Raw genomic sequence first — 25,778 nt, 5'->3', positions numbered from 1 at the left:
CCCAGCGGGGAGCAACCATGTTTCAATTTTGCTGGTATTGTGGCGTCCATTCGGTGTTTCGAATGAGGATGGCATTGGCGAGGATGATGAGTTTGCGGGCGACGGCTATGACGGCGCACAGGTGTTCCTTGCCGTTGCTGCGCAAGCGCGCATAGAACGACGCGAGATCCGGATTGTGCCGGGTTGCCGTGAAGGCGCACATGAACAAGCTCTTGCGCAGGCGTTCGCGGCCACCCTGGATGCGGCGTCTGCCATGATGTTTTCCACTATCGTCGTCATAGGGTGCGACRCCGGCAAGGGCGGCGATCTCGGCACGGCCGGCATGGCCGAGTTCGGGCAGCCGAATGATCAGGCACAGCGCGCTGCGCAGCCCGATCCCYTTGATGGAGATCAGCAGATCGAGCCGCCGGGCCAGGTCACAATCGTCGCGAACCGTCTTTTCGAGCCGCAGCAGACGGGCCTTGCGGCAGGTTTCGAGCCGGGCGATCTCGCGCGCGTGACGGCGTTTGACGGCCTCCGACAAGGCGGTCTCGGCAAAGGTCTTCACCAGCGCGATCTGCTGCTCGATCTGTTCYACATAGGTCAGTTCGGCCGCCAACCTGTCGAAGCGTGCGTCCGGCAGTGCCGGCAACTGCTCGAKACTTGCAGTGAAGAGCGCAATCAGCGCGGCATCGAGCYGGTCGTTCTTTGCCCGCCGAAGCCGGCTCTTGGCGAAGAACCGCAATTGCGCTGGCTGCAGACGCGCCGCCGGTCGCTTGCCGGCCCGCAGATGCACCATCAGCCGCCATTCATAGCCACCGGAGGCTTCGAAGCCGATGCGRCTGACGTCATGCTCTTGAACACGGGCCAGATGAAGAGCCGGTTGCGATCCTGCTCCCCACAGCCCCAAACGGCTAAGAAGGTGACGATCCGACAACCAGCTTCCGGGCGGGCGGCCACCCGCCCGGAAGCGTTAGTATCCTACATTCCTGTCATCCAAGAAGGTGCCCATAGGGCGGATGAGGGGGCCGGCGAAGCCGGTCTTTCCGACATCGCCCATGCAAGCTTCGACCGTGTCGGTATCGTCTCGACCGGGGTCAGGACGCGCCGGATCTCGGCGTTGCCGTCGGCGTGGCGGGATAGGTGAATTATGTGAGATGCGTGCCGTGTGGCCCCCTCATCCGCCTGCCGGCACCTTCTCCCCGAGGGGAGAAGGGATTATGCCGCGACCTCTCCGTCCCTCGCAACATCTCGCAAGGGACGTCCTTCGCCGCGTTTACAGGGGCCGGAGGTCGAGACGAGTAGCTCGACCCCGGTAAGGTGCAGCCATCCCACGAACCGGAGCCTTACCGCGCCGCCCAGTTGGCGCCGCGGCGGAAGATGGTCTTCATTTGGGGAACGTCGAATTCCTTGGCCTGATGGCCGAGCGAGGAATAGAAGACGCGGCCCTTGCCGTATTTCCGCTTCCAGACGACAGGCATGACGACGCCGTCGATCCAGTAGGCGTGCTCGCCGGTGAACTTCGTCGTCGCCAGAACCTCGTTCGAGGGGTCAACATGCATGTAATATTGCTCTGACGTATAGGGGAAATCGGCAATGCCCTCCATGAGGGGATCGTCAGGCCGGGTAATGTTGACGGTATAGTCGATGATGTTGCCGGGGTGAGCCACCCACTGGCCGCCGATGATGAACTGGTAATCGACGGAGTCGCGGAAGGCATCGCCCGCGCCGCCGTGATAGCCGGCGATGCCGACGCCGCTTTCGATCGCCGTGGCGAGGTTCTTGACTTCCTCCTTTTCGATCTTCGACATCGTCATGATCGGCACAACGAGGCTAAGATCATGGACGGAAGGGTCGGCAAGCGCCTCGGTGCCGTGCTCGAGATAGACCTTGAAGCCGTCCTCCTCGAGCATGGTCTTGATGATTTCGGCGCACTCCTGCGGCTCATGCCCGCTCCAGCCGCCCCAGACGATCAGTGCTTCACGCATAGTCTTTCCTCCTGAAACTTATTTCGCCAGCCGTCCGTCGACGATGGAATCGGACAAGGGGGCAGGGCGCTCTGTTGCCGTGGTGATCGTGACCGTCCGGCCGGTCGCGGCAGCGGTGTGGAACGCTTCCATGACTTCGAGCACATGCAGCGCCAGATCGCCATTGGCGCGATGCGGCCGGTTGGAGCGGATCGCATGCGCCATGTCGGCGACGCCGAGCGAGCGGTAGTTGCCGTCGGCATAGGGTGCTGTGACCGGCTGGTCCTCGAACGCACCGCCCTTCTTCATATATTCCACAGGGCCGGCGAACTTGTTCGGATCGGGCACAACAAGCGTGCCCTCGGTTCCGTAGATTTCCAGCGGCACATGCTTGTGGCCGGCGACATCGAAGCTCATGGCGATCTGGACGACGGCGCCATTGGCAAAGGCCATCATGCCGGTGACATGGGTCGGCACATGCACGGGAATGCGCTCGCCATTACGCGGTTCGCTGGTGATCAGCCGTTCCGATCGCGGCGTCGTCGCAAAACCCGCCACCTGGGAAACCGGTCCGAGAAGATTGACGAGATCGGTGATGTAATAGGGACCCATATCGAGCATCGGCCCGCCGCCGACTTCGTAAAAGAAGGCCGGGTTCGGATGCCAGCGCTCATGGCCTGGGCACATGAAGGTTGCCGAGCCGCCGACCGGCTGGCCGATGACGCCCTTGTCGATCAGGCTGCGGGCCGTCTGGTGGCCGCCGCCGAGGAAAGTATCGGGGGCAGCGCCGATGCGAAGATTTCTCGCTTTGGCGGCATCCGCCAATTTTTTCCCTTCCGCGAAATTAATCCCGAGCGGCTTTTCCGAATAGGTATGCTTGCCGGCCTCAAGCGCCTGCAATGCCACGGCAACATGGGCCTTCGGGATCGTCAGATTGACGATGATCTCGACCTTGGGATCGGCGAAAAGCTCCTCGACCGTCTTGACCGGAACATTGAATTCCGCAGCCTTTGCTTCGGCCAGTTCCCGGTTGAGATCGGCGACGCCGCGGATGTCGAGAATGGGAAAGGATGCCATCGCCGTGAGATAGGCGCCCGAAATATTGCCGCATCCGATGATGCCGATACCGACCTTGTCCATGAATTCCTCCATTGATCGTGCTATTGATGGTGATTGGGGCGCCCGTCAGAGCGCCGGCCCCGTCGTGCTCCAGGGCGATTCGTAGAGTTCGTAGAGCGCCACTGCAGCGGCACCCTGCGCCCAGAAATCATCGGTCGAATCGTCGAAGACGAGTTCGCTCACGCCGCGCAGCGACGGCGGAATGGCGAGCGCATAGGCATCGCGCAGGCTGTTGAGAAAGGGTTCGCCGAGCGCCAGGCTCGAGCCCACAAGAATGACCCGCGGCGGCGCAAACAGCGTGACGATATTGGCAATGGTCAATCCGACCGCTTCGCCGGCGCGGATGGCGGCGCTGATCAGCCGGTCGTCATCGGCCTTGATCAGTGCCTGGGCATGGTTCATGCCGCGCCCGAGACGGATCGCTTCGGCAAAACGCCCGTCGGCCTGCTGTTCGCCGAGGATCGCGCTTTCGCCGGCCTGGCTGAAAAGCCGGACGACGCCATTCGGTCCCATGCCGAGCACGAGATCGCCGAGATTGTGGCTGAGGCCGCCGGCGCCGCGAAACAGGCTGTTGCCGTGCAGGACGCCCAGCCCCAGCGTCTGCTCCAGCGAAATCAGCACCATATCCTCGAGATCGCGGGCCTTTCCGAACCAGTGATGGCCAAGCGTGATGGCGTGGGCGTCGCTTTCGACAATGGTCGGCGTCGCCAGCCGCGTCGACATCTCGGCGGCGAAATCGACATTGGTGTCGCGAAAGATCGGGCTGCTTCTTATATAGCCGGTGCGGTGCTCGATGACGCCGGGAAAGCCGAGGCAGACGCTGTCGACATCCTCCAGCGACAGCCCGGCATCGACGACGCAGCGCCTGACCCCGTCCTCGACCAGATCGGCGATGACGCCGATCGGCTGCCGGTCGATGCGAATCGGCAAGGCGAGCTTCGACAGCACGTCGCCGCGGAAATTGGTGACGACGAAGACCATCCTGTTGGCGGCGATCTTGGCGCCCACCACGCGGGCCGCATCGGGATTGAGCTCCAGCATCACCCGCGGCCGTCCGCGCACAGCCTCATTGCGGATATCGCCTTCGTGACGCGGCAGGATCAGCCCGTCGTCGAGCAGCGAGGCGGTGATGGCCGAAACGGTCGTGGTGGAGAGTTCGGTACGCTCGCTGATCTCGATCCGCGAGATCGGACCATGGCGCCGGACGGTATCGAGCACGTTCAAGCGATTGATCGCGCGCATTAATTCTGGATCTGCGGTCTTCATCGGAATTAGCCAGGCGAGCGTTTCATTGGGGCGGAACCCAAATATTTTTAACGGGTTACGAAATAAATAGCGGGCAATTCTGCAGCCCTGTCAAGCGCATTTGATAAAAATAGAGGCATTGGGTTGACATTGGGTCAAAGCTCCGTTGAATTAATCCGCATAGGGGAAAAATTGTGAGGACAGCCCCCTTGGAGGAAAATCATGAATTTTATGTTGAAGAGCGCCGGTCTCGGCGGCAGGCGCATCGCATCCATGGCCGCGGCTGCCGGCATGTTGCTGGCCGGGGCAGGTGCAGCCTCGGCGACGACGGTGGTCAAGTGGCTGCATCTCGAGCTCGACCCGAAATATGTCGCGGCCTGGGAAGACATCGTCAAGAAATACGAAGCCCAGCACCCTGACGTCGATATCCAGATGCAGTTTCTCGAAAACGAGGCCTTCAAGGCCAAGCTTCCGACATTGCTGCAGTCCGACGACGTGCCGGATTTCTTTTTCAGCTGGGGCGGCGGCGTCTTGAAGCAGCAGTCCGAGACCGGTGCGCTCCAGGATGTGACGCCGGCCCTCGACGCCGATGGCGGCAAACTGCGCAGCGCCTATAGCCCGGCTTCGGTCAGCGGCCTGACATTCGAAGGCAAGACCTGGGCTATTCCCTATAAGGTCGGTCTGGTCAGCTTTTTCTACAACAAGGAGCTGTTTGCCAAGGCCGGCGTCAAGGCCGAGGACATCAAGAACTGGGCTGATTTTCTCGCCACGGTGAAGAAGATCAAGGCAGCCGGCATCGTGCCGATCGCCGGTGGCGGCGGCGAGAAGTGGCCGATCCATTTCTACTGGAGCTATCTCGTCATGCGCGAAGGCGGACAGAAGGTCTTCGAAGCGGCAAAGACCGGCCAGGGCGAAGGTTTCCTCGATCCCGCAATCATCAAGGCCGGCGACGACCTCGCCGAACTCGGAAAGCTCGAACCTTTCCAGCCCGGCTATCTCGGCTCGACCTGGCCGCAGGCGCTCGGCGTCTTCGGTGACGGCAAGGCTGCGATCATCCTCGGCTTTGAAAATACCGAGGCCAACCAGCGCAAGAATGCCGGCGACGGCAAGGGTCTCGCACCCGACAATATCGGCCGTTTCGCCTTCCCGGCAGTCGATGGCGGCGCCGGCAAGCCGACGGATACGCTTGGCGGTCTGAACGGCTGGGCCGTTACCAAGAAGGCATCCAAGGAAGCGATCGATTTCCTCGCTTTCCTGACGAGTGCCGAGAACGAGCGGGCGATGGCCAAATCAGGCATGCTTCTGCCTGTCGCCGTCGGCGCCGGTGACGGCGTTACCAACCCTCTGCTTGCCGAATCGGCAAAACAGCTGGCCGCCTCGACCTGGCATCAGAACTATTTCGACCAGGATCTGGGTGCGGCGGTCGGCCGTGTCGTCAACGACGTGTCGGTGGAAATCGTCTCCGGTCAGATGAATTCCAAGGACGGGGCCCAGATGATCCAGGACGCTTTCGAGCTGGAACAATAGCCAGCGCCTGCAGACCCTTCCCGGCGCTCCCAGCCAAGAACGGAGCGCCGGCATTGCTGCCGACATGCCGAAAGCAGGATCCATGGCCAATATTTCAGTCCCGTCGATAACCACTGCCGCAAGGCCGGCAAAAAGAGCCGCAAACAGCAAGAGTTCAGTCGCCCATGACCGGCTGGCGGTGCTGTTGATCTTCCTGCCGCCGGCGCTGCTGCTTTTCACGCTCTTCGTCATCATGCCGATGGGCGAGGCGGCCTGGTACAGCCTCTACAAGTGGAATGGCTACGGCACGCCGACCGAGTTCATCGCGTTGCGCAATTTCCAGGTTCTGTTTCGAAATGCGGCCTTCACCCAGGCGCTGGTCAATAACGGCCTGATCATCGTGATCTCGATCTGCATCCAGGTGCCGCTCGCCATCTGGCTGGCCACCATGCTGGCGCACCGCATTCCGGGTGTCGTCGGCTACCGACTGATCTTCTTCCTGCCCTATGTGCTGGCCGACGTTGCCGCGGGCCTCATCTGGCGCTTCGTCTATGATGGTGACTATGGCCTGTTTGCCGCCGTTTCCAACTTCTTCGGCTTCGCCAACCCTTACGTGCTCGCCGACAAGGACGTGGCGATCTATGCCGTGCTTGGCGTGATCGTCTGGAAATATTTCGGCTTCCACATGATGCTGTTCATCGCCGGCCTGCAATCCGTCGACAAGAGCGTGCTGGAGGCAGCCGAAATCGACGGCGCCACTGGCTGGCAGAAGTTCCGTTACGTCACGCTGCCGCTGCTCGGCTCGACCTTGCGTCTTTCGATCTTCTTTGCCGTCGTCGGCTCGCTGCAGCTCTTCGACATGATCATGCCGTTGACGGGCGGCGGGCCGTCCAACTCCACCCAGACGATGGTCACCTTCCTCTATACCTACGGCGTCATGCGCATGCAGGTCGGCCTCGGCAGCGCCGTCGGCGTGGTGCTCTTCATTATCTGCGTGACGCTCGCCTTCGGTTACAAAAGGATATTCATGCGCCATGACTGATATGAGCTCTTCCATCCGCATGAGCACGTCCACGCGCGTCTATCTCTACGTGTCGCTGAGCCTGATTGCCGCAATCGTGCTCGTGCCGTTGCTGACGACGGCGCTCGGCGGCTTCAAGACGCTGGGCGACCTGCGCACCAATCCCTTCGGCCTGCCGACGGAGTGGCAATGGGCAAACTATACCGACATTCTTTTCGGTGAACGCTACTGGCTGCAGATCGGCAATTCGCTAGTGATCGCCTCGCTCACCGTCCTGCTGACGCTGATCGTCTCGTCGATGGCGGCTTTCGCCTTTGCCCATGTCCGGTTTTTCGGATCGTCGTTCCTGCTCAATTATTTCCTGCTCGGCCTGATGTTTCCGGCGGCGACCGCGATCCTGCCGCTTTTCATCCGCATCCGCGATCTCGGCCTGCTCGATACCTATTGGGGTGTGGTGCTGCCGCAGGTGGCTTTCGGCCTTGGCATGAGCATCCTGCTGTTTCGAAACTATTTCCGCAACCTTCCGGAAGAATTGTTTCAGGCGGCCTTCGTCGACGGCTGCGGCTATCTCAGATTCTTCTGGCACATCTCGCTGCCGCTTTCGCGCCCGATCGTCGCCACCGTCAGCATCATTTCCTTCGTCGGCAGCTGGAACAGCTACATCCTGCCGCTGATCATGCTGAACTCGGAATCGAAATATCCCTGGCCGCTCGGCATCATGGTCTATCGCGGTGAGTACGGCACGGAGTGGCAACTGGTGCTGGCCTTCATCACGCTGACCATCCTTCCCACCATCATCGTCTTTTTCGTCGCCCAGAGACACATCATCGCCGGTCTGACCGCCGGCGCCGTGAAGTCCTGAGCCGAACCGTTGGAGTGCAATCATGGCATCCGTTGAACTCACCGAAATCAGCAAGACCTATGGCGCCGTCGACGTCATCCACGGCATTTCGCTTCATATTGAGGATGGGGAATTCGTCGCGCTCGTTGGCCCGTCCGGTTGCGGAAAATCGACGCTGCTGCGGATGATCGCCGGCCTCGAAGAGATCACCGACGGCGAGATCGCCATCGGCGGCAAGGTCGTCAACAGCTTGACGCCGCGTGAACGCAACATCGCCATGGTCTTCCAATCCTATGCGCTTTATCCGCACATGACCGTCGCTGAAAACATGGGCTTCAATCTGAAGCTCGCCGGCATTGCCAAACCCCAGATCGAGCTCCGCGTTGCCGAAGCGGCGCGCATGCTGGATCTCGCCGAACTCCTCGACCGCAAGCCGGCCCAGCTTTCCGGCGGCCAGCGTCAGCGTGTTGCCATGGGCCGCGCCGTCGTGCGCAATCCGGCCGTCTTCCTGTTCGACGAACCGCTGTCCAACCTCGATGCCAAGCTGCGCGTGCAGATGCGCTCTGAAATCAAGACGCTGCACCAGAAGGTCAGGACGACGTCGATCTATGTCACCCACGACCAGATCGAAGCAATGACGCTTGCCGACCGCATCGTCGTGCTCAATCAGGGCAGGGTGGAGCAGCAGGGCACGCCGCTCGAACTCTACAGGAAACCGGCCAATCTCTTCGTCGCCGCCTTCATCGGATCGCCGGCGATGAACATGCTGGACGGCACGGTCGACGGCGAAAACGGTGAGCCGGCCGCCCGCCTCGGTGACGGCACGGCGATCCGCATCGCGCCCGACCGCAAGGTCAAGCCCGGCCAGGCCATCACCATCGGCCTGCGCCCCGAACATCTCGTTCCCGGTGTTGCCGCCGGCACGCCGCTCGCCGGCCGGACGATGCTGGTGGAACCGACAGGCGCCCAGACCCACGTGGTCTTCGACCTCGCCGGACAGCAGGTGACCGCCATCGTCGACGGCGAATATCCCGCCCGTTACGGCGCCGTGTTCGAGGCAAGTATTACGAGTGATCAGGTGCACGTCTTCGACCGCGGTACTGGTGTGGCGCTGTAGGCGGGGCGGTTTGCCCAACGGCTGTCCGATTTGCGGCGAAGCGCGGGGAACGGGAGGGTGCGGCATATCCTCTTCTCCCCTCGGGGAGAAGTGCCGGCAGGTGGATGAGGGGCTGCACGGCACGCCCTCTCTTCATAACCTATCCCGGCATTCCGCCGCCGGCGTATAACGCGTTGTTTAAAAGCCCAGCTTCGCCCCCTTATCCGCCCTATGGGCGCGTTCTGGCCGAGGGGAGAACGGATGAGCGGCTAAGCCATTTGGTTTCTCAACGATATCCCCCGCCACCGGACGTTGCCAATGCCACAAGTTGCACTATTGTCTGTCCGGCACGCGAAAACCTGATGGTGGTTATGCCGGTAGCAACGCGACATCTCATTGACCGGGGTGACGGAGCCACGGTCGAGCTTTTTCAAGCTCAAGCCGAAAGTGAAACGCCCGCAGGAGCAATCCTATTTGTCCACGGCAATCAGGGTGGCCGTCTGCTTGGAGGGATAGAGGCGGTCAACAGCGGCGCGTTGCGTCGGTTCTGTTCTGGTTTGAATATCACTGCGGCGGCAGTCTCGCAGCCTGGTTTTGGGGCGTCGGATGGCCCTCCGGATTTCTGCGGTCCCAAAACCCAGCAAGCGATCATAGCTGCTCTCGCCTTCCTGCAGGGCCAGCCTTTCGTCGATCCTGACCGAATTGTTCTCTATGGAAACAGTCGTGGCGCCGTTGCATCGGCAATGGTCGCCACCCAGGTTTCTGATCTGCGAGCAGTCATTCTGTCCAGCGGCGTCTACGATCTTGAAGTCGCTTATCACGAGAGTTCAGACGGTTTGCGCTGGGCTATCGAGAAAGAGGCGGGTCTATCGAGAGAGGCGTTTCTGGCTCGCTCTGCATTGCATTATGCGCCCGAAGTTCGGTCTGAGACGCTGTTGCTGCATGGAAAGCATGACGACCGTGCTCCTGTTGCCCAAGCCGAACTCTTCTCAAAAGCTCTGTCCAATGCCGGAGTCCTGGAGTCGCTTCACGTCTTTGAGTGTGGACATCAAATTCCAAGGAACGACATGCAGGGAGCTCTCAGGCCCTTCCTGCAAAGGGTGTTCAATCCCGTCGTGACGTACCACTAAGGCAGCATGACAGCTTCGGGCAGCGGGAAAGCGACGAAAACCTAAAAGAGATTAAGCCCAAACCCGCCTCTTGAAGGAGGAGAAAAATGAAACGCATCGAGATGGAGGTGAGCGGCGGCTGCCAGTGCGGTGCCGTGCGCTACCACGCAACCGCTATGCTTGACAATTCGCATCTCTGCCATTGCCGCATGTGCCAGAAAGCCTCGGGCAACATCTTTGCCGCGCTCGTCGCCGCGCCCGATGATGCGATCAGCTGGACACGCGGCAAGCCGAGCGTCTGGAAGAGTTCGGAGCTTGTCGAGCGCGGCTTCTGCGCCAATTGCGGCACGCCATTGTTCTTCCACCATCTCGAAAACGGCCGCACCAACCTGATGATCGGTTCACTTGACGATCCGCACGCCTTTTCGCCGCTTGCCAATACCTGCACCGAGAATATGGTGGCCTGGTTCGATACGATCACGGGCATAGAAAATACCGGTGCGACCGAAAACAACGGCGCCGACTGGGCCGCGGCGATCAAGGAGAGCAGCAACCAGCACCCCGATCACGATACCACCTCATGGGCGGTGAGGGGGTGTGATGGCTGAGTCCTATTCCGGCGTTTGCCGGTGCGGCGCTGTCAGTTGTTGGTGCGAACCGGACAGCCGCCGGGCCACCCCGGCGGCCTACTACAGCGATATATTATTCCGCCGCGATCCGTGTGACGCCGTTGGCCTGGACGATCTTTTCCAGCAGCGCGAGCTCTTCCTGGGTAAGATCCGTCAGCGGCGGGCGCACGGGGCCTGGGTTCTGCCCGAGGACGCGAAGGCCGGCCTTGATGATCGAGACGGCGTATCCCTTCTTGCGATTGCGCAAGGCGACGAAGGGGAAGAAGAAGCCCTTCAGGATCTCGTCGACTGTTGCCTGATCGCCGGTGCGCAAGGCGCCGTAAAAGCGCTGGGCGAGGGCGGGGACGAAGTTGAAAACGGCCGATGAATAGGTCGTCACGCCTGCGGCAAAATAGGCCTGGGCGTAAACCTCATGGGTCGGCATGCCGCCGACATAGACGAGACGGTCACCAAGCAGGGTGGTAATCTCGATCACCTTGTCGACATCGCCGACGCCGTCCTTGAAGCCGATCAGGTTCGGGCATTCCTCCGCCAGGCGCGCGATGCTGTCGGCCGAAAGAATGGCGTTGTCGCGGTTATAGACGATGACGCCGATGCCGACCGATTGGCAGACCGCCTTGACATGGGCGATGAGGCCGGCCTGTTCGGCAAACATCAGATAGGGCGGCAACAGCAGCAGTCCGTCGGCGCCTGCCTTCTCGGCCGCGACGGCGATCTCGATGGCGAGTGACGTACCATAGCCGGTTCCCGAAATGATCGGCGTCTTGCCGGCCGACGCCTTGGCCGCCCGGACAACCTGCGGAATCTCGGCCGGATTGAGAGAGAAGAACTCCCCAGTGCCGCCGGCGGCAAACAGTGCAGCAGCGTCATAACCGGAAAGCCACTCGACATGACGCCGGTACTTGGCTTCGTCAAATTTGAGTTGATCGTCGAAATGGGTCACCGGAAACGACAGGAGACCACTACCGACGGCCTTCTTCAATTCAATCGGGTTCATCATGAAGTCCTATTTCTTAGGTGTTGAAAACCGGGTCACTCGCTGTCGAGCACTTGCAGAAGTGCAGCGATATAGCCGTAGCAGAAGGCAAATGCGGTGGCGGTTGGGTCCTTGCCGCTGACGGTCGGTACATGGTCGGGCATCAGCATGTATTTGAAGCCCACCTCCTTGTAGATCCTGGCCGACCGGACCATGTCCATGTCGCCTTCTTCAGGGAAGGTCTCCATGAAGGACAGCTTGCCGCCGCGAATGTTGCGGAAGTGAACATTGAAGATCTTGCCGCGCTGGCCGAACCAGCGGATGACATCGTCGATTTCCTTGCCGGGATTTTCGAGCATCTCGCCGATCGAGCCCTGGCAGAAATTGAGGCCGTGATAGGGGTTTTCGCGCATCAGCACGAACTTCTTCAGGCCTTCCACCGTGCCCAAGACACGCGTGACGCCGCGATAGCCCGGCGGCGTATAGGGATCGTGCGGATGGCAGGCGAGCCGGACGCGGTTGCTTGCAGCGACAGGAACGACGCGTTCCAGGAAATAGTCGATCCGTTCCCAGTTTTCGTCCTCGGAAAGCACGCCGGCAAGACCGGGCTCGGCCTGCTGATCCGTCTTGTCCCAGCGGAAGCTGGCATTCAGCGACCCGCCGCGTCCCGGCTCATCCGGCGTGCGGGGAATGCCGATCAAGTTGAGATTGTACTTCACCGAAGGAATGCCGGCCGCCGCAACATTCTCGATCAGCTTGCAGACGGCGTCGATCTGTCTGTCGCGCTCGGGGCCGGCAAGCAGGATATCGGGATAGGAAGCCTTCTCGATCGGCTGCGAGGGCAGCGGCAATTGAATCATGTCGAGGATCAGGCCGAAGCTTTCGACCTTGTCGCGATGGCGCTCGAGGTCGGACAGAGTCCAGTTGCTCGGCTTTCCCGGCGGGTCGGCATTGATATGCTTCACACCCAGTTGCGCGAAGATACGATAATCGTCGTCATCCCGCGCGGCGACCTGTGTTCCCAGATACATTTGAGTCTCTTTCGAAATTACATAATGTCATATGACATAATATGAATTTTGAAGAGTGTCGAGCCCTATTGCTGCTCGGCGAGCATGCGGTAGCGGCGTTGGCTGGCCAGCATATGTGCGCGCATTGCCTGGCGGGCGCGTTCGGGATCCTGATCGGCGATTGCCGACAGGATTTCGACATGTTCGGCATAAACCTTCTGAAGATAGCTGCGGTCATTGGCCTCGGGGAGTGTCGGAAACTGGCCGCGGGGGATGGCTCTGGGGCCGAAATGGCGCAGGACATCGACATAGAATCGGTTGTTCGTGGCGGCGGCAATCGCCATGTGGAAGGCGTAATCCGCTTCCACGGTTTGCTGTCCGGTTTCAATCAGGTGCGCCATTCTGCGGTTGGCCTCACGGATTGCCGCCTCCTGCTCGGCGGTGCGGCGATAGGCGGCAATTGCCGCCGCTTCACCCTCGGCCGCCATACGAAACTCCAGCAACTCCAGGGTTTCCGGAATGCTTTTGATTTCCACCGGCGTCAGCGGCAGGACCGAATGCGCCTTCGGATCCGCGACAAAAACGCCTTTGCCCTGGATCGGCTTGACGAAGCCTGCCGACCTCAGATCGGCTATCGCCTCACGCACCACGGTGCGGCTGACGCCGAATGTCGCTTCAAGCTGCGGCTCGGTCGGCAGTTGATCGCCGACACGCAGCGTCCCCGTCTCAATTTGCGCCCGCAGCTGATCGATGACCTGTTGCGCCAGCCTTTGCCGGCCACCGCCGAATGTTGTCATTGTCCGTTCCCCCAATCCCTTTGCATCAAGTCTCCCGCTCGGGTCTTGCAAATCATATCAGACTTCGATAAATCATAATACGACATACGGGCGACATAATATGTCTTTTATAGTAGTCTAGGGAGGACTTACAATGAAGCATTTTTCTAAGGGCTTGTTCGTCGGCGCCGTCATCGGCGCCCTGACGATCGCTGCACCGCTCTCGCAGGCTGCCACCCCACAGGACCAGCTGGTGGTCGGCACCTCACTGGCGCAGGTTTTGTCGCTGGATCCGCAGCAGGCGACCGAAGGCAAAGCGGTCGAGATCATGTCGAATCTTTACGATCGGCTCGTCGCCAGCACAGCTGATGGTAAGATCCTTCCGCAGCTGGCGGAAAGCTGGAAGGTTGACGACAAGGGCATCACATTTACGCTGCGCAAGGCCAATTTCGCCTCCGGCAACCCGGTCACCTCCAAGGATGTCGTCTACTCGCTGGCGCGGCTCCTGAAGATGGATCAGGCCGCCGCCGCCAACCTCAAGCGCGTCGGTTACGACAAGGACAATGTCGAAAAGCTCGTCAAGGCCGTCGACGACCAGACGGTGCGCATCGATCTCTCCGACCAGGTGACGGCAGAGCTTCTGCTCTACCGGCTGACGACGACCACCACCAGCGTGGTCGACAGCGTCGAGGTCGAGAGCCACGCTGTCGATAATGACTACGGAAACGCCTGGATGCGAACCCATTCGGCCGGCTCCGGTCCGTTCACCCTCAATCGCTGGTCTCCGAACGAACTGGTGATTCTCGATGCCAACAAGGACTATATGGCCGGGGCGCCGAAGATGCGTCGCGTCATCGTCCGGCATGTGCCTGAAAGCCAGGTCGAGCGGCTGATGCTCGAACGCGGCGACATCGATATTGCCAGCGCCTTGACCGCCTCGGATCTCGCGACCTTCCAGAGCAAGAAGGGCTTTGCCATCCAGCGTATTCCGACGGGCGGTTTCTATGTGCTGTCGATGAATGCCGGCAACAAATACCTCTCCAACCCGAAGGTTCGCGAAGCCATTGCCTACGGCATCGACTATAAGGGCATCGAAAAGACCATCATGGGTCCTTACGGCCGGGCCAGAAACGTTCCCGTTCCGGAGAATTTCGAATATGCCATCCCCAACCCCGATTGGCATCTCGACGTCGAAAAGTCCAAGCAGCTGCTGAGCGAGGCAGGCTTCAAGGACGGATTCTCGCTTTCGCTGAAGACCATCGCGCAAACGCCACGCATCGATCTTGCCACCGCCATCCAGGCATCGCTTGCCCAGGTCGGCATCAAGATCGACATCCAGCAGGGTAACGGCTCGGAAATCATCGCCGCCCATCGCGCCAGGGATTTTGATCTGCTGATCCCGCAGACCAGCGCCTATATGCCGAACGTGCTCGGCTCGATGGAGCAGTTTTCCTCCAATCCCGACAACTCGAAGGAAGCCAACAATGCCGGCAATTTCGTCTGGCGCTCGGCCTGGGACATTCCGGAACTCACGGCCCTGACGGCGAAAGCATCGATGGAGCCGGACGCCAAGAAGCGCGGCGAACTCTATGTTCAGATGCAGAAGATGTTCGTCGAACAGAAGCCGGCGGTGCTTCCGCTCTTCGAGCGCTTTGAACCGATCGTCCTGTCAAGCAAGGTCGAGGGATATGTGGGGCATCCGTCTCAGTTAACGCGTCTCGAGAACGTGACGAAGGTCGAAACCCAGTAATACTTCCCAGGACAGCCGATCATGAAGGAACTCTCCGTAGCCGAATTTGGCCGACGCCTGGCGCATTTGCTGGTCAGCCTGTTCATCCTCTTATGTGTGACCTTCGTGATCGGCCGCGTCTTGCCCACCGATCCGGTCGGCGCGATTGTCGGCGAGCTCGCCGATCCCGCCGCCTATGCGGCGATGCGGGCACGCCTGGGGCTCGATCTGCCGATCTACCAGCAGTTTTTCCTCTATCTGAACGGCCTGGCGCATGGTGATTTCGGCACGGCCGTCCTCACCGGCAATCCCGTCTCTTCGGACCTCGCCCAGGCCTTTCCGGCGACGTTCGAACTTGCGACGCTGGCGGTGATCATTTCGACCTTCGTCGGTGTCCCGCTCGGGCTGGTCGCGGCGCTGTTTCGCGATAGCTTCATCGACAAGACGGCCCGGGTGGTCGCGCTCGTCGGTCATTCGATCCCGGTTTTCTGGTTCGGCATCGTCGGCCTCGTCATCTTCTATGCCGGCCTCAACTGGGTCGGCGGGCCGGGCAGGATCGATGTGTTTTACGAAGGCCTCGTCACACCGCGCACCGGCCTGTTGTTGGTCGACAGCCTGCTGCAGGGCGAGACCGAAATCTTCTGGAATGCGCTCGGCCATATCATTCTGCCGGCCGTCATCCTCGCCTATGCGGCGATGGCCTACATCACGCGCATGACCCGCAGCTTCACCCTGGAGCAGTTGAGCCAGGATTATGTCATTGCGGCCCGAGCCAAGGGTGTGAGCCCGCTCGGCACGATCTGGCACCACGTCCTGCCGAACATTGCGGTGCAGCTGATCACCATCCTGGCCATTTCCTATGGCGGTCTGCTCGAGGGCGCTGTCGTGACCGAGATCGTTTTCTCCTGGCCGGGCATTGGCCAGTACATGACGAACGCGCTGATGATCGGCGACATGAACGCCATCGTCGCCGGCACCATCATTGTGGGATTCATTTTCATGTTGTTGAACTTCCTGGCCGACGTCGCTTACGCCGTCTTTGATCCGCGCATGCGGGAGGCGGCCCGATGAGCGACGTCATCCGCAGCGAGATTCAGATCCGCCCTCCAAGCGTGTCGACCCGTGTCGCGGCGTCGTTTGCGCGCGCCGGCCGCAAATTGGCGGCCGAGCCGCTTGGTCTTGGAGGGTTCGTCATCCTCGGCCTGCTTTGCCTGATCGCGATCTTCGCGCCGCTCCTGGCGCCCTACGATCCGGCGATACAGGCGCTTGGCGATGCCTTGCAGCCGCCGAGCCTCGCGCATCTGGCAGGCACGGACGAATTCGGCCGGGATATCCTGAGCCGCCTCATCTTCGGCACGCGCATCACCATCCAGACCGTGCTTTCGATCTCCTTGATCGTCGGCCCGATCGGCCTGTTGATCGGCGTTGTCGCCGGCTTCTTCGGCGGACGCATCGATGCGCTTCTGATGCGCGCCACCGATATCGTACTGTCTTTCCCGTCGCTGATCCTGGCTCTGGCTTTTGCTGCGGCACTCGGCGCCGGCTTGACCACGGCAATCATCGCGATCTCGCTGACCGCATGGCCGCCGATTGCCAGGCTCGCGCGCGCCGAGGCGCTTGTCGTCAGAAACGCCGATTACGTGGTCGCCGCCCGCCTTTATGGCGCCTCGCCGATCCGCATTCTTCTCCTCTATATCGCGCCGATGTGCGTCCCGTCGGTCATTGTTCGCCTGACGCTCAACATGGCGGGTATCATTCTGACGGCAGCGTCACTTGGCTTCCTCGGCCTTGGCGCCCAGCCGCCGGCGCCGGAATGGGGCGCGATGATCTCCAGCGGCCGCAAGTTCATGCTGGATTATTGGTGGGTTGCCGTGATGCCGGGTATCGCCATCCTCCTCACCAGCCTTGCCTTCAACATCGCCGGAGATGCTCTGCGCGACATTCTGGATCCCCGCCATGCAAGATCGTGATCTGCAGCCCGTTCTATCCGTCGAAGGATTGAGCGTCCGTTTCGGGCGAGGCGCCGTGCCTGCCGTCTCCAACGTCAGTTTCGACGTCGGGCGCGAACGCGTCGGGATCGTCGGAGAATCCGGTTCCGGAAAATCGACGACCGGTCGCGCCATCATGCGTCTTCTGCCGCCGGCCGCGGTGGTCTCGGCCGAACGTCTGGATCTCGCCGGCAGTTCGTTGCTGTCGAAGTCCGAACGTCAGATGGGCGCGCTGCGCGGCAAGGACATCGCCTTGATCATGCAGGATCCGCGCTATTCGCTGAACCCGGTGCTTTCGATCGGTAAACAGATCGCCGAAGCCGCCCGCCTTCACCTCGGTCTTCACAAGAAACAGGCGCATGAGGCTGCCCGCGCCATGCTGGAGCGCGTGCGCATCAGCGATGCGGAGCGGGTCATGGCGCTTTATCCCCACCAGATATCGGGCGGCATGGGCCAGCGCGTGATGATCGCCATGATGCTGCTGGCGCGCCCGAAGCTTGTCATCGCCGACGAGCCGACCTCGGCGCTTGATGTCAGCGTCCGCAAGGACGTGCTGCTGTTGCTCGATGAGCTGGTGCGCGAGAACAATTCCGGACTGCTCTTGATCAGCCACGACATTCGCATGGTGGCAGCTTTTTGCGAGCGCATCATCGTCATGTATGCCGGCCGGATCGTCGAGACCCTGACTCGTCTCGAAGACGCCCGCCATCCCTATACCCGCGGGCTGATAGCCGCACTGCCCGACCCCAGAAACCCGGTTCGCCGGCTTGCGGTTCTCGACAGGACGAAACTCGATCTGGAGACGGCGCAATGATCAATGTGCGTGACCTCGATGTCGTCTTTGCCTCCGGCAAATCAAGCAACCATGTCGTCAGGGGCATCAGTTTTCAGGTCAACCAGGGGGAGACCCTTGGTATTGTCGGTGAATCCGGATGCGGCAAATCGACGGTGCTGCGGTGTCTCGCCGGCATGGAGGCCGGTTGGACCGGTCACATCGAGCTTGGCGGCAAACCGATCGGCAAGAAGCGCTCCCGCGAGGAGCTGAAATTCGCTCAGATGGTGTTTCAGGACCCATACGGCTCCCTGCATCCGCGCCATCGTATCGGCACCGCCTTGGCCGAGCCGCTGCGCGCCATGCGCCATTCCGATATCTGGTCGAAGGTCGAGAGGGCGTTGATCCAGGTTGGTCTGCCGGCGAGCTTCGCAAACCGCTTTCCGCATGAGCTTTCCGGCGGCCAGCGACAGCGGGTGGCAATCGCCCGGGCCCTGATCCTGTCGCCGCCCATCCTGTTGCTCGACGAGCCGACATCGGCGCTCGATGTCTCGGTCCAGGCGGAGATCCTCAACCTGCTTGCCGATCAGCGAGAGGAAAAGGGCCTGACCTATCTGCTTGTCAGTCACGACCTCGCGGTCATCGGCCATATGTGCGACCGGGTGCTGATCATGAAGAACGGTTGCTTCGTCGACGAACTCACCAAAGCGGATCTGCAGGCCGGCACCACGCATGATGCCTATGCGCGAGAGCTGTTCGAAGCGAGCTTTATCGAAGCTTGATATCCTCGAGCGTGATGGGGTTCAGCGATCCTCTTTTGCGACATGGACGCGGTTGACCGCTGCGACGCTACCCCTTTCGACGAGATGGCAGGCAAGCTCGACCCGCCGCCGTGGGGCCGCAAGGCCGAGCATCATGTCGCGCAGCAGATCGAGCGCGGTGGCGCCGAGTTCGCGCATCGGAATATGCACCGTCGACAGCGGCGGATTGAGAAAGGCCGACTGCGGCAGGTCGTCTATGCCCATCACCGAGATGTCCTGCGGGACGGCATAACCCATGGCCTGCAATCCGCGCACGGCACCATTGGCCAGACTGTCGCCCGCCGTCAGGATCGCGGTGAAGGTGAGGCCTTTCTCGCGGACGAGACGGGTGACCGCCTCGGCGCCGAGTTCCGGCAGCCAGTCGTCGACCTCGAGCACCAGATCGGCATCGGCCGTCAGCCCATGATGCTGCAGGGCGTCGCGCCAGCCCTCCAGGCGCCGCTCGATCGTCCGCCGCCCCGGCCTCAGCATGAACAGGATACGTTGATGTCCCGCCTTGATCAGCCGCTCGGCGGCGATGAAGGCGGCCGATCGGTTGCAGGGCGTAACACTCGAAAGCCGCATATAGGGATCGTCGCTGTTGACGAGCACGACGGGCTTTCCGAGATCGGCGGCCGCCGCCAGCATCTCCTCCTCGTCGACGGTCAGGATCAGCATGCCGCCAAAACTCGGATCGTCACGCATCTCGGCGACGACCCGGGCTTCATCCCCCTTGTCGGCGATAGGGCGCATCGCCAGTTCGATGCCGAGAGCGGCTGCGCGCGCATTCAATCCTTCGAGCACATAGAGCGTGAACTGGTTGCGGACATAGTCGATCATCGCCGCGCCGGAGGCGACGAGCATGACCTTCTTGCCGGCAACGCTCGCCGGCAGGGCGTAGCTGACCGCACTCGCCGTTTCCAGCACCAGCTTGCGAATCTCCGGCCTGACGCCCTTTTCGCCGGCCAGCGCACGCGACACCGTGCTGATCGAGACACCGCATCTGGCGGCAATGTCGTCGAGGCGCGTGCGCCTGCCTTTTTTCTCTTCCGCCGCCATGTCCTCTCCTCGCTCTCGACTACTATGCAAAAATCTTTCAGATTGCGCAAATGGAATGCCTATGCACAATTGTTGCCTGAGGAGTCCGCGACAAGCGGCAGAGCAGGGAGGCTTTGAAATGTGGCTAGGCGGCCAGTCCATGCGCCAGGGTTTTACCCGGCGTCACAAGGCTTGAGCGGGCTGAAATATGACCACTGAGCAGCAATCCCATCTCCGCCGCGCAACGGCGAAGGATAGCCCGATCGTCTACTGGCAGCTCGCCAACCTGTGGCAGGAGCGCTATGACGTCGCCGACCGTCCGATGGACGGCAACATGGATCCGTTTTTCTTCGTCACCAAGACGAAGAATTTCATCCCGCATGAATATCCCTGCCGCACCCAATTCAAGAAATCCTTCTCCGGCCGGCGGCCGCAGCCGGCTGCCGAGTTCGACGCTGTCCGGTGGTGGCTTCCCTTTGCCTCCCCGCGTGTCGATCTCTCCGGCTTCTGGTTTCGCCCGACGCGCATCGGCTGCTGGGCGCGCACCTTCCTCGATGCCCGCTCAGTGGGACCCGCGACGCTTCGCCTGTCGACCTGCGGCGGCGCGATCCTCTTCGTCAATGGCCGCGAGCAGGGCTTCATGGCGCCGTACCAGCGCAATCTCGAAGCCGAGCAACTCTTCGAGGTCGAACTGGCGGCCGGCCCCAACGAGATCCGCGTCTATTTCGACGATCTCGCCGAGCGCGACGCGCGTTTCTATTTCCAGCTGGATTATGTCGAAGGACCGGAAGTTGAAGCCGCCGTGCCCGTTCCCATCGCCGCCGGCGACGCGGATGCGCTGGAGGTCATCCTCGAGGGCATGCGCTTCGACCGCACCGCCTATCTCGGCGAAGATGTCACGATCCTCTTCCCCGTGCCGCTGCCGGTGGCGCTGAGCTGCCATGTCGAGATCGAAGGCGACTTCATGTCGATCGAGCGCTTCGACTATGATTTCGGGCTGGAAGCGGGAGCAACCAAGCTGGAACTCGGAACCTCGGCTGATATGCCCGCCGATTTCCGCCATTTCCGCATCACCTTCGAAACAGGCGAGCTCTCGCTCGGTCGCACGCTCGGCGTCGAGATCTGTCATCCTCAACGCCAGGGGGAAGCGCCCGCCGCTCTGGAGGACCGCGTCGCCGAGGCGCTGGCCGAGGTCGCCGCCCATTCCGAGCCCGATACGGTCTGCGCTTTCGCGCGCCTGGCGCTGGGGCAGGGCGGCGAACAAACCGAGGCGATGATCTCGGCCATGCTGCCGGTCATCGAGGATTGCCACGACTGCGCCGATTTCGTGCTGGTGCCGCTGCTCTTTGCCTATACGCGCTGGAGCGATCTCCTGTCACCGGAGCTGCGCGACAGGATCGAGCACGCCGTCCTCAATTACCGCTATTGGATGGACGAACCGGGCAACGACGTTCAGTGGTATTTTTCGGAAAACCACGCGCTTCTCTTCCATACCGCCGCCTATCTCGGCGGCAGGCTTTTCCCCGATGCCCTCTTCGTCCGTTCCGGCCGCACCGGCGCCGAGCAGATGAAGGTCGGCGAACAGCGTGTTCGCGCCTGGCTCGATCATTTCGAGCGCTGGGAAATGGCCGAGTGGAACTCCGTTCCCTATTTCCCGATCGACCTCAAGGGCCTGACGGCGCTGGCTGCCTGTGCGCCGGATGAGACGATCCGCGCGCGGGCCAGTGCCAGCATCATCCGCCTGATGGAGATCGTTGCCCGCTCGGCCCATCACGGCATGCTGACCGGCAGCCAGGGCCGCTCCTACGAACATACGCTGCGCCCCGGCCGCTCGGTCGAACTCTCCGCCATTGCCCGGCTGCTCTGGGGCCGCGGCTGGTACGGCCGGCGTGTCCACTCTTTGCCGCAGCTTGCCGTCTGCATTCGCGATCATGGCCTGCGTTTTCCAGAAGCGCTTGCGGCGATTGCGGCGCACCAGTCCGACGACGCGCAGGAATGGACCTTTTCCCAGGGCGAGAACCGTTTTGCCGCGCTCTACCACTATAAGACCCGCGACACCGCGCTCGGCACCATCGCCCATTATCGTCCCGGCGCCTGGGGCTACCAGGAGACGGTGCTGCATCTGCGCTTGGGCGATCGGCCGGAAGCGCAGATCTGGATCAACCATCCCGGCGAAACCATCCAGTTCGGCTATGGCCGGCCGAGCTTCTGGGGTGGCTGCGGAACGCTGCCGCGCGTCCATCAGTATCGCGATCTGGCAATCCTCGATTTCGAGATCCATGAGGGCCAGCCGGATTTCACCCATGCCTGGTTCCCGCTCGAGGCCTTCGACGACACGGTGGTCGACGGTAGTCTGGCGCTCGCCCGCTCCGGCAACGGGATTGCGATGCTGATCGGCAACGGCGCACTGGAGCCGGTAAAGCAAGGGCCGACGACGGATATCGAGTTGCGGCTGGCTGGCCGCAAGGGCCGCTGGATCGTCCGTCTCTCCGATGTCGGGCGCGAGGGTGGCCTTGACGGCATGCAGGCGCGTTTCACCGCGCYCTCGGCGCGGCGAGACGACGAGGGTGCATTAATCGTTATCGATCCGGATTATGGCCGGGTCGTCTTCGAAGAAGACGGCACCGTGCGCGCCGAAGGCCGTATTCTTCGCCCGACGGACTGGTCGGTGCGGGGAGACGCGGTACATCTGAAGATACCGGACAGGCAGCCTCGGCGCGCGGCCTCGTAGACGACGTGTCCGGCAGGTGGAGGACCGGCCGGGCGCAGGAATTGATCGGTCAAGTGGAGGAGAATATGACCAGAATGAAATCGATTGGCGCGGCTTTTGCAGCAATTCTCTTGAGTTCCGTTGCCGCCCATGCCGGTGACGTGCGCATCATGTGGTATTCTGACGGCGGCGAAGGCGAGGTAATCAAGGACCTGCTCTCGCGCTTCTCCAAGGCCAATCCCGACGTCAACGTCATCCTCGACGAGGTCTCCTACGACGTCGTCAAGGAACAGCTGCCGGTGCAGCTCGAAGCCGGGCAGGGGCCGGATATCGCCCGCCTCACCAATCTGAAGGCGCCGGCGCAGCATTGGCTCGATCTTCGGCCCTATCTCACCGACGCGAAATACTGGGACGACAATTTCGGCGCCCAGGCCGACTGGATGCGTCCGGACGGCTCGAATGCCATCACCGGCTTTATGACGCAGCTGACGCTGACCGGCGGCTTCGTCAACAAGACGCTGTTCGAGCAGGCTGGCGTCGAGATCCCCGGCCCGAAAGCCACCTGGGACGACTGGGCGGCGGCCGCCAAGAAGGTCGCCGACAGCCAGAAGGTCTTCGCCATGGCGATCGACCGCTCCGGCCATCGCGTCTCCGGCCCGAACATCTCCTACGGCGCCAACTATATCGCCGCCGACGGCAAGCCGGCGCCGATCGATCAGGGCGCCAAGGACTTCCTCAGCCGCTTCGTCAAGTGGAACGAGGACGGCACCATCAACAAGGATGTCTGGGTCAGTGCTGCCGGCACCACCTACCGCTCCGCCGCCGAGGACTTCATCAATGGCGGCCTTGCCTATCTTTATTCGGGCAGTTGGCAGGTTTCGGGTTTCGCCCAGAAGATTGGCGACAATTTCGACTGGGTGATGGCGGGCAGCCCCTGCGGTTCGGTCGCATGCTCCGGCATGCAGGGTGGCGCCGGTCTGGTTGCCGTCAAATACACCAAGAACCCGAAGGACGTCGCCAAGGTGATGGACTACCTGGCAGGTGCCGACGTGCAGAAGGAATTTGCCGAACGCAGCCTGTTCATTCCGGCGCATAAGGGTGTTGCCGCCGGCCAGATGGACTTCAAGACCGACAATCCGCATGTGCAGGCGGCGCTGAAGGCCTTCGTCGAAGCGGCCGGCCAGACGGCGGCACCCGCCATGAAGCTGCCGGGCTGGAAGTGGTCGGACGCCTATTACAGCGCCATCGTCGCCCGCATCAGCCAGGTTATCGCCGGCGAAATGAAGCTCGACGACGCCTATGCCCGCATCGACGAGGACATCAAGGCCAAGGTCGCCGGCAACTGACGGAAGAACAGATGACGGCGAAGACGGTTTCTTCTGAACCACCTGTCAAAACTGGTCTGCGGCAGGCGCTCCTTGCGCCTGTCCGGCTTGCCATGGGGCTCGTCGATATTCCCATGCGCGGCTGGCAGAAACTGACCGGGCTGAACGGCATGGCCGGTGTCTTCCTGGCGCCCAATATGCTGATCTTCACCGTCTTCGTGCTGCTGCCGCTGGTCATCAACTTCATCTATTCGACGACGAGCGGCAGCGCTATCTTCCTGCAGAACAGGACCTATGTCGGCGCCGACCAGTACCGCATCCTCTTCGATTGCGGCAGCTATCTCGACCCTTCGACCTGCGCGGCCGACACCTTCTGGGCGGCCGTGCGCAACACCGCCGTCTTCGTCGTCTTTCAGGTGACCGTGATGCTGGTCGCGGCGCTCGCAACGGCGCTGATCCTCAACCGCGAGCTTTCCAATCGCGGCTTCTGGCGCGCCGTCTTCTTCTTCCCGGTGCTGCTGTCGCCAGTCGTCGTTGGCCTGATCTGGAAATGGATCCTGCAGCGCGAGGGCCTTTTGAACTATGCGCTAAGCCCCTTCGGCTTCGAGCCGTTTTCCTGGCTCAGCGATCGTTTCTGGGCCTTCTTCTTCGCCGTCTTCGTCTCGGTCTGGGCGCATATGGGCTTTTATGCGCTGATCCTGCTCGCCGGCCTGCAGGCGATCCCGCGGGATCTCTACGAGGCGGCGGCGATGGACAGCGCCCGTCCGACCCGCATCTTCCGGCGCATCACCCTGCCGCTTCTGATGCCGAACCTCATCGTCGTGCTGGTCTTGGCGCTGATCCGCGCCGTGCAGATCTTCGACGAGGTCTTCGTTTTGACCGGCGGCGGGCCGGGCACCAGCACCATGTACATCACCCAGTATATCTATGAGACCGGCTTTGCGAGTTCGCTGCGCAATCCGGGGCTGGCTTCCGCTGCCTCGATCCTGATGGGTTTCGTGCTCGTCATCCTGACGCTTGTCCAGCTCGGCGTCAGTAGCCGCAACGAGAAGAAGGGAGCGCGACAATGAGCGCTGTTTCTGCTTTTCTGCTCCGCCGCCGCGGCCGAGGCTGGCACTGGACGGATGTCGTCACCTGGATCTGGCTGATCTCAGGCGTCTTCCTGATGTTCGGCCCGGCCGTCTGGCTGGTCTTCTCCTCGTTCAAGACGCCGGCGGCCCTTGCCGAGTTCCCGCCTTCCTTCCTGCCCTATGTCACCGAACAGGCAGTGGTGCCGGGCTACGACAAGCCGTTGCCGCTCTATAATGTCGCAATGCCGGATGGCAGCACGCGTGTGCTCGCCGAAGTGCGCCGCATCGGCATCATCGGCCAGATGGTCGATCCGAAACAGCCGGGCGAAATCGTCAAGGCGAATATCAAGGACCGCACACCGGTGCGCCAGGTCGAATTCGCCGGCGGCAACTACACCGAACCTTTCCAGCGCTTCGATTTCTTTCTGTTTCTGCGCAACTCCGTCTTCGTCACCGTCGTCGCGACGGCCATTACGCTGCTCGTCAATTCCATGGCCGCTTTCGCGCTGTCGAAATACCAGTTCCCCGGCCGCACCGCCGTCATGCTGATGATCCTGGCAACACTGATGGTGCCGCTTTCGGTCATCGTCGTGCCGCTCTATTCGGTCATCGGCACGCTGAACCTCTTCGACAGCCTCTGGGGCGTCATCCTGCCGACGGTCGCCACCCCGACGGGCGTCTTCCTGCTCAGGCAATACATGCTGACGATCCCCGACGAATTGCTCGACGCCGCGCGCATGGACAAGGCCAGCGAATGGCAGATCTACTGGCGCATCATCCTGCCGCTGTCGGCGCCGGCACTGGCGGTGCTGGCGATCTTCTCGGTCGTCTGGCGCTGGAACGACTTCCTCTGGCCGTTGATCGTGCTCTCGCGCAAGGAACTCTATACGCTGCAGGTCGGCCTCAACGTCTATGCCGGCGAACTCAATGTGCAATGGCACTACATCCTCGCCATGACCGTCGTCTCGATGATCCCGGTCGTGCTGATCTTCGTCTTCCTGCAGCGCTTCATTACGACGGGCATCGCCGGCTCGGGGCTCAAATAGGCCAGCTATAATTTGAACAGGAGAGT

Annotated in this window: 23 protein-coding genes; 15 read left to right on the top strand and 8 right to left on the bottom strand. The window is 61.6% G+C overall.

All coding sequences use genetic code 11. The features are described 5' to 3' along the window. Positions 1-22: 22 nt before the first annotated feature. From AC1D2N_RS23425 to AC1D2N_RS23410, 4 genes are all read right to left on the bottom strand, one after another. Positions 23-916, bottom strand: coding sequence for a transposase (locus AC1D2N_RS23425; RefSeq protein WP_477982097.1), 894 nt, complete (start codon positions 914-916; stop codon positions 23-25). 409 nt (positions 917-1,325) lie between these two features. After that, positions 1,326-1,967, bottom strand: a complete 642-nt coding sequence (locus tag AC1D2N_RS23420; protein ID WP_003539493.1) for a ThuA domain-containing protein — start codon at positions 1,965-1,967, stop codon at positions 1,326-1,328. A gap of 18 nt (positions 1,968-1,985) precedes the next feature. After that, positions 1,986-3,086, bottom strand: a complete 1,101-nt coding sequence (locus AC1D2N_RS23415) for a Gfo/Idh/MocA family protein (protein WP_130652339.1) — start codon at positions 3,084-3,086, stop codon at positions 1,986-1,988. A 45-nt stretch (positions 3,087-3,131) separates the two neighbouring features. Continuing rightward, the gene (locus AC1D2N_RS23410; protein ID WP_003559245.1) at positions 3,132-4,331 is read right to left on the bottom strand and encodes an ROK family transcriptional regulator; all 1,200 of its coding nucleotides are present in this window, start codon (positions 4,329-4,331) and stop codon (positions 3,132-3,134) included. Positions 4,332-4,532: 201 nt separating this feature from the next. Here AC1D2N_RS23410 and AC1D2N_RS23405 point away from each other — a divergent pair, with 201 nt between their 5' ends. From AC1D2N_RS23405 to AC1D2N_RS23380, 6 genes are all read left to right on the top strand, one after another. After that, positions 4,533-5,837 carry an ABC transporter substrate-binding protein gene (locus AC1D2N_RS23405; RefSeq protein ID WP_047621769.1) on the top strand — a complete coding sequence of 435 codons (1,305 nt, stop codon included), beginning with the start codon at positions 4,533-4,535 and terminating at the stop codon, positions 5,835-5,837. Positions 5,838-5,919: 82 nt separating this feature from the next. Next, positions 5,920-6,858, top strand: coding sequence for a carbohydrate ABC transporter permease (locus tag AC1D2N_RS23400; RefSeq protein WP_003559249.1), 939 nt, complete (start codon positions 5,920-5,922; stop codon positions 6,856-6,858). Beyond that, entirely contained in the window at positions 6,851-7,699 is an 849-nt protein-coding gene (locus AC1D2N_RS23395) for a carbohydrate ABC transporter permease (RefSeq protein ID WP_003539503.1), read from the top strand. The genes AC1D2N_RS23400 and AC1D2N_RS23395 overlap by 8 nt, the downstream gene beginning before the upstream one ends. Positions 7,700-7,721: 22 nt before the next feature. Then, complete coding sequence (locus tag AC1D2N_RS23390; protein ID WP_130652340.1) at positions 7,722-8,795, top strand: ABC transporter ATP-binding protein; 1,074 nt, start codon at positions 7,722-7,724, stop codon at positions 8,793-8,795. Positions 8,796-9,136: 341 nt separating this feature from the next. After that, positions 9,137-9,904: an alpha/beta hydrolase family protein gene (locus tag AC1D2N_RS23385; protein ID WP_130652341.1), complete on the top strand. Its 768-nt coding sequence runs from the start codon at positions 9,137-9,139 to the stop codon at positions 9,902-9,904. Between the two features lie 86 nt (positions 9,905-9,990). Next, the gene (locus tag AC1D2N_RS23380; RefSeq protein WP_130652342.1) at positions 9,991-10,491 is read left to right on the top strand and encodes a GFA family protein; all 501 of its coding nucleotides are present in this window, start codon (positions 9,991-9,993) and stop codon (positions 10,489-10,491) included. Between the two features lie 94 nt (positions 10,492-10,585). On the opposite strand, the gene kdgD is transcribed toward AC1D2N_RS23380, so the two are convergent. The 3 genes from kdgD to AC1D2N_RS23365 form a co-directional block, all read right to left on the bottom strand. Then, positions 10,586-11,512 carry a 5-dehydro-4-deoxyglucarate dehydratase gene (kdgD, locus tag AC1D2N_RS23375; protein ID WP_018445416.1) on the bottom strand — a complete coding sequence of 309 codons (927 nt, stop codon included), beginning with the start codon at positions 11,510-11,512 and terminating at the stop codon, positions 10,586-10,588. A gap of 32 nt (positions 11,513-11,544) precedes the next feature. Beyond that, positions 11,545-12,519, bottom strand: coding sequence for a mannonate dehydratase (locus tag AC1D2N_RS23370; RefSeq protein ID WP_130652343.1), 975 nt, complete (start codon positions 12,517-12,519; stop codon positions 11,545-11,547). Between the two features lie 65 nt (positions 12,520-12,584). Continuing rightward, positions 12,585-13,295 carry a FadR/GntR family transcriptional regulator gene (locus tag AC1D2N_RS23365; protein ID WP_018241956.1) on the bottom strand — a complete coding sequence of 237 codons (711 nt, stop codon included), beginning with the start codon at positions 13,293-13,295 and terminating at the stop codon, positions 12,585-12,587. A gap of 133 nt (positions 13,296-13,428) precedes the next feature. Here AC1D2N_RS23365 and AC1D2N_RS23360 point away from each other — a divergent pair, with 133 nt between their 5' ends. Genes AC1D2N_RS23360 through AC1D2N_RS23340 form a run of 5 tightly spaced genes read left to right on the top strand, consistent with a single transcriptional unit; the run spans position 13,429 to position 18,545 of the window. Beyond that, positions 13,429-15,024: an ABC transporter substrate-binding protein gene (locus AC1D2N_RS23360; RefSeq protein ID WP_130652344.1), complete on the top strand. Its 1,596-nt coding sequence runs from the start codon at positions 13,429-13,431 to the stop codon at positions 15,022-15,024. A 21-nt stretch (positions 15,025-15,045) separates the two neighbouring features. Continuing rightward, positions 15,046-16,074, top strand: a complete 1,029-nt coding sequence (locus AC1D2N_RS23355; protein WP_018241958.1) for an ABC transporter permease — start codon at positions 15,046-15,048, stop codon at positions 16,072-16,074. Next, a complete protein-coding gene (locus tag AC1D2N_RS23350; RefSeq protein WP_018241959.1) occupies positions 16,071-16,973 on the top strand; it encodes an ABC transporter permease in 903 nt (300 codons plus the stop codon). The genes AC1D2N_RS23355 and AC1D2N_RS23350 overlap by 4 nt, the downstream gene beginning before the upstream one ends. Continuing rightward, the gene (locus AC1D2N_RS23345) at positions 16,960-17,805 is read left to right on the top strand and encodes an ABC transporter ATP-binding protein (RefSeq protein WP_047621776.1); all 846 of its coding nucleotides are present in this window, start codon (positions 16,960-16,962) and stop codon (positions 17,803-17,805) included. The genes AC1D2N_RS23350 and AC1D2N_RS23345 overlap by 14 nt, the downstream gene beginning before the upstream one ends. Continuing rightward, a complete protein-coding gene (locus AC1D2N_RS23340) occupies positions 17,802-18,545 on the top strand; it encodes an ABC transporter ATP-binding protein (protein WP_018241961.1) in 744 nt (247 codons plus the stop codon). Before AC1D2N_RS23345 ends, AC1D2N_RS23340 begins: the two co-directional genes overlap by 4 nt. 21 nt (positions 18,546-18,566) lie before the next feature. Here the strand turns inward: AC1D2N_RS23340 and AC1D2N_RS23335 are convergent, their stop codons facing one another. Then, a complete protein-coding gene (locus AC1D2N_RS23335) occupies positions 18,567-19,622 on the bottom strand; it encodes a LacI family DNA-binding transcriptional regulator (RefSeq protein WP_130652345.1) in 1,056 nt (351 codons plus the stop codon). Between the two features lie 187 nt (positions 19,623-19,809). On the opposite strand from AC1D2N_RS23335, the gene AC1D2N_RS23330 reads away from it, so the two are divergent. The 4 genes from AC1D2N_RS23330 to AC1D2N_RS23315 all read left to right on the top strand — a co-directional run bounded on the left by AC1D2N_RS23330 (position 19,810) and on the right by AC1D2N_RS23315 (position 25,752). Beyond that, on the top strand, positions 19,810-22,332 hold the full coding sequence (locus AC1D2N_RS23330) for a hypothetical protein (protein ID WP_477982089.1): 2,523 nt from the start codon (positions 19,810-19,812) through the stop codon (positions 22,330-22,332). Positions 22,333-22,397: 65 nt separating this feature from the next. Beyond that, positions 22,398-23,657 carry an ABC transporter substrate-binding protein gene (locus AC1D2N_RS23325; protein WP_130652347.1) on the top strand — a complete coding sequence of 420 codons (1,260 nt, stop codon included), beginning with the start codon at positions 22,398-22,400 and terminating at the stop codon, positions 23,655-23,657. Between the two features lie 11 nt (positions 23,658-23,668). Continuing rightward, the gene (locus AC1D2N_RS23320) at positions 23,669-24,706 is read left to right on the top strand and encodes a carbohydrate ABC transporter permease (RefSeq protein ID WP_018241965.1); all 1,038 of its coding nucleotides are present in this window, start codon (positions 23,669-23,671) and stop codon (positions 24,704-24,706) included. Next, positions 24,703-25,752, top strand: a complete 1,050-nt coding sequence (locus AC1D2N_RS23315) for a carbohydrate ABC transporter permease (protein WP_003539547.1) — start codon at positions 24,703-24,705, stop codon at positions 25,750-25,752. Before AC1D2N_RS23320 ends, AC1D2N_RS23315 begins: the two co-directional genes overlap by 4 nt. Positions 25,753-25,778: the final 26 nt, after the last annotated feature.

This window comes from Rhizobium sp. P1_B8 (assembly GCF_056406515.1).
This window is presented reverse-complemented; position numbering and strand designations above follow the sequence as displayed.

What these genes read in the sequence shown, in the direction of transcription:
- AC1D2N_RS23420 (WP_003539493.1), bottom strand. Translation starts at nt 1,967, where the DNA reads ATGCGTGAAGCACTGATCGTCTGGGGCGGCTGGAGCGGGCATGAGCCG.
- AC1D2N_RS23415 (WP_130652339.1), bottom strand. Translation starts at nt 3,086, where the DNA reads ATGGACAAGGTCGGTATCGGCATCATCGGATGCGGCAATATTTCGGGC.
- AC1D2N_RS23410 (WP_003559245.1), bottom strand. Translation starts at nt 4,331, where the DNA reads ATGAAGACCGCAGATCCAGAATTAATGCGCGCGATCAATCGCTTGAAC.
- AC1D2N_RS23405 (WP_047621769.1), top strand. Translation starts at nt 4,533, where the DNA reads ATGAATTTTATGTTGAAGAGCGCCGGTCTCGGCGGCAGGCGCATCGCA.
- AC1D2N_RS23400 (WP_003559249.1), top strand. Translation starts at nt 5,920, where the DNA reads ATGGCCAATATTTCAGTCCCGTCGATAACCACTGCCGCAAGGCCGGCA.
- AC1D2N_RS23395 (WP_003539503.1), top strand. Translation starts at nt 6,851, where the DNA reads ATGACTGATATGAGCTCTTCCATCCGCATGAGCACGTCCACGCGCGTC.
- AC1D2N_RS23390 (WP_130652340.1), top strand. Translation starts at nt 7,722, where the DNA reads ATGGCATCCGTTGAACTCACCGAAATCAGCAAGACCTATGGCGCCGTC.
- AC1D2N_RS23385 (WP_130652341.1), top strand. Translation starts at nt 9,137, where the DNA reads ATGGTGGTTATGCCGGTAGCAACGCGACATCTCATTGACCGGGGTGAC.
- AC1D2N_RS23380 (WP_130652342.1), top strand. Translation starts at nt 9,991, where the DNA reads ATGAAACGCATCGAGATGGAGGTGAGCGGCGGCTGCCAGTGCGGTGCC.
- kdgD (WP_018445416.1), bottom strand. Translation starts at nt 11,512, where the DNA reads ATGATGAACCCGATTGAATTGAAGAAGGCCGTCGGTAGTGGTCTCCTG.
- AC1D2N_RS23370 (WP_130652343.1), bottom strand. Translation starts at nt 12,519, where the DNA reads ATGTATCTGGGAACACAGGTCGCCGCGCGGGATGACGACGATTATCGT.
- AC1D2N_RS23365 (WP_018241956.1), bottom strand. Translation starts at nt 13,295, where the DNA reads ATGACAACATTCGGCGGTGGCCGGCAAAGGCTGGCGCAACAGGTCATC.
- AC1D2N_RS23360 (WP_130652344.1), top strand. Translation starts at nt 13,429, where the DNA reads ATGAAGCATTTTTCTAAGGGCTTGTTCGTCGGCGCCGTCATCGGCGCC.
- AC1D2N_RS23355 (WP_018241958.1), top strand. Translation starts at nt 15,046, where the DNA reads ATGAAGGAACTCTCCGTAGCCGAATTTGGCCGACGCCTGGCGCATTTG.
- AC1D2N_RS23350 (WP_018241959.1), top strand. Translation starts at nt 16,071, where the DNA reads ATGAGCGACGTCATCCGCAGCGAGATTCAGATCCGCCCTCCAAGCGTG.
- AC1D2N_RS23345 (WP_047621776.1), top strand. Translation starts at nt 16,960, where the DNA reads ATGCAAGATCGTGATCTGCAGCCCGTTCTATCCGTCGAAGGATTGAGC.
- AC1D2N_RS23340 (WP_018241961.1), top strand. Translation starts at nt 17,802, where the DNA reads ATGATCAATGTGCGTGACCTCGATGTCGTCTTTGCCTCCGGCAAATCA.
- AC1D2N_RS23335 (WP_130652345.1), bottom strand. Translation starts at nt 19,622, where the DNA reads ATGGCGGCGGAAGAGAAAAAAGGCAGGCGCACGCGCCTCGACGACATT.
- AC1D2N_RS23325 (WP_130652347.1), top strand. Translation starts at nt 22,398, where the DNA reads ATGACCAGAATGAAATCGATTGGCGCGGCTTTTGCAGCAATTCTCTTG.
- AC1D2N_RS23320 (WP_018241965.1), top strand. Translation starts at nt 23,669, where the DNA reads ATGACGGCGAAGACGGTTTCTTCTGAACCACCTGTCAAAACTGGTCTG.
- AC1D2N_RS23315 (WP_003539547.1), top strand. Translation starts at nt 24,703, where the DNA reads ATGAGCGCTGTTTCTGCTTTTCTGCTCCGCCGCCGCGGCCGAGGCTGG.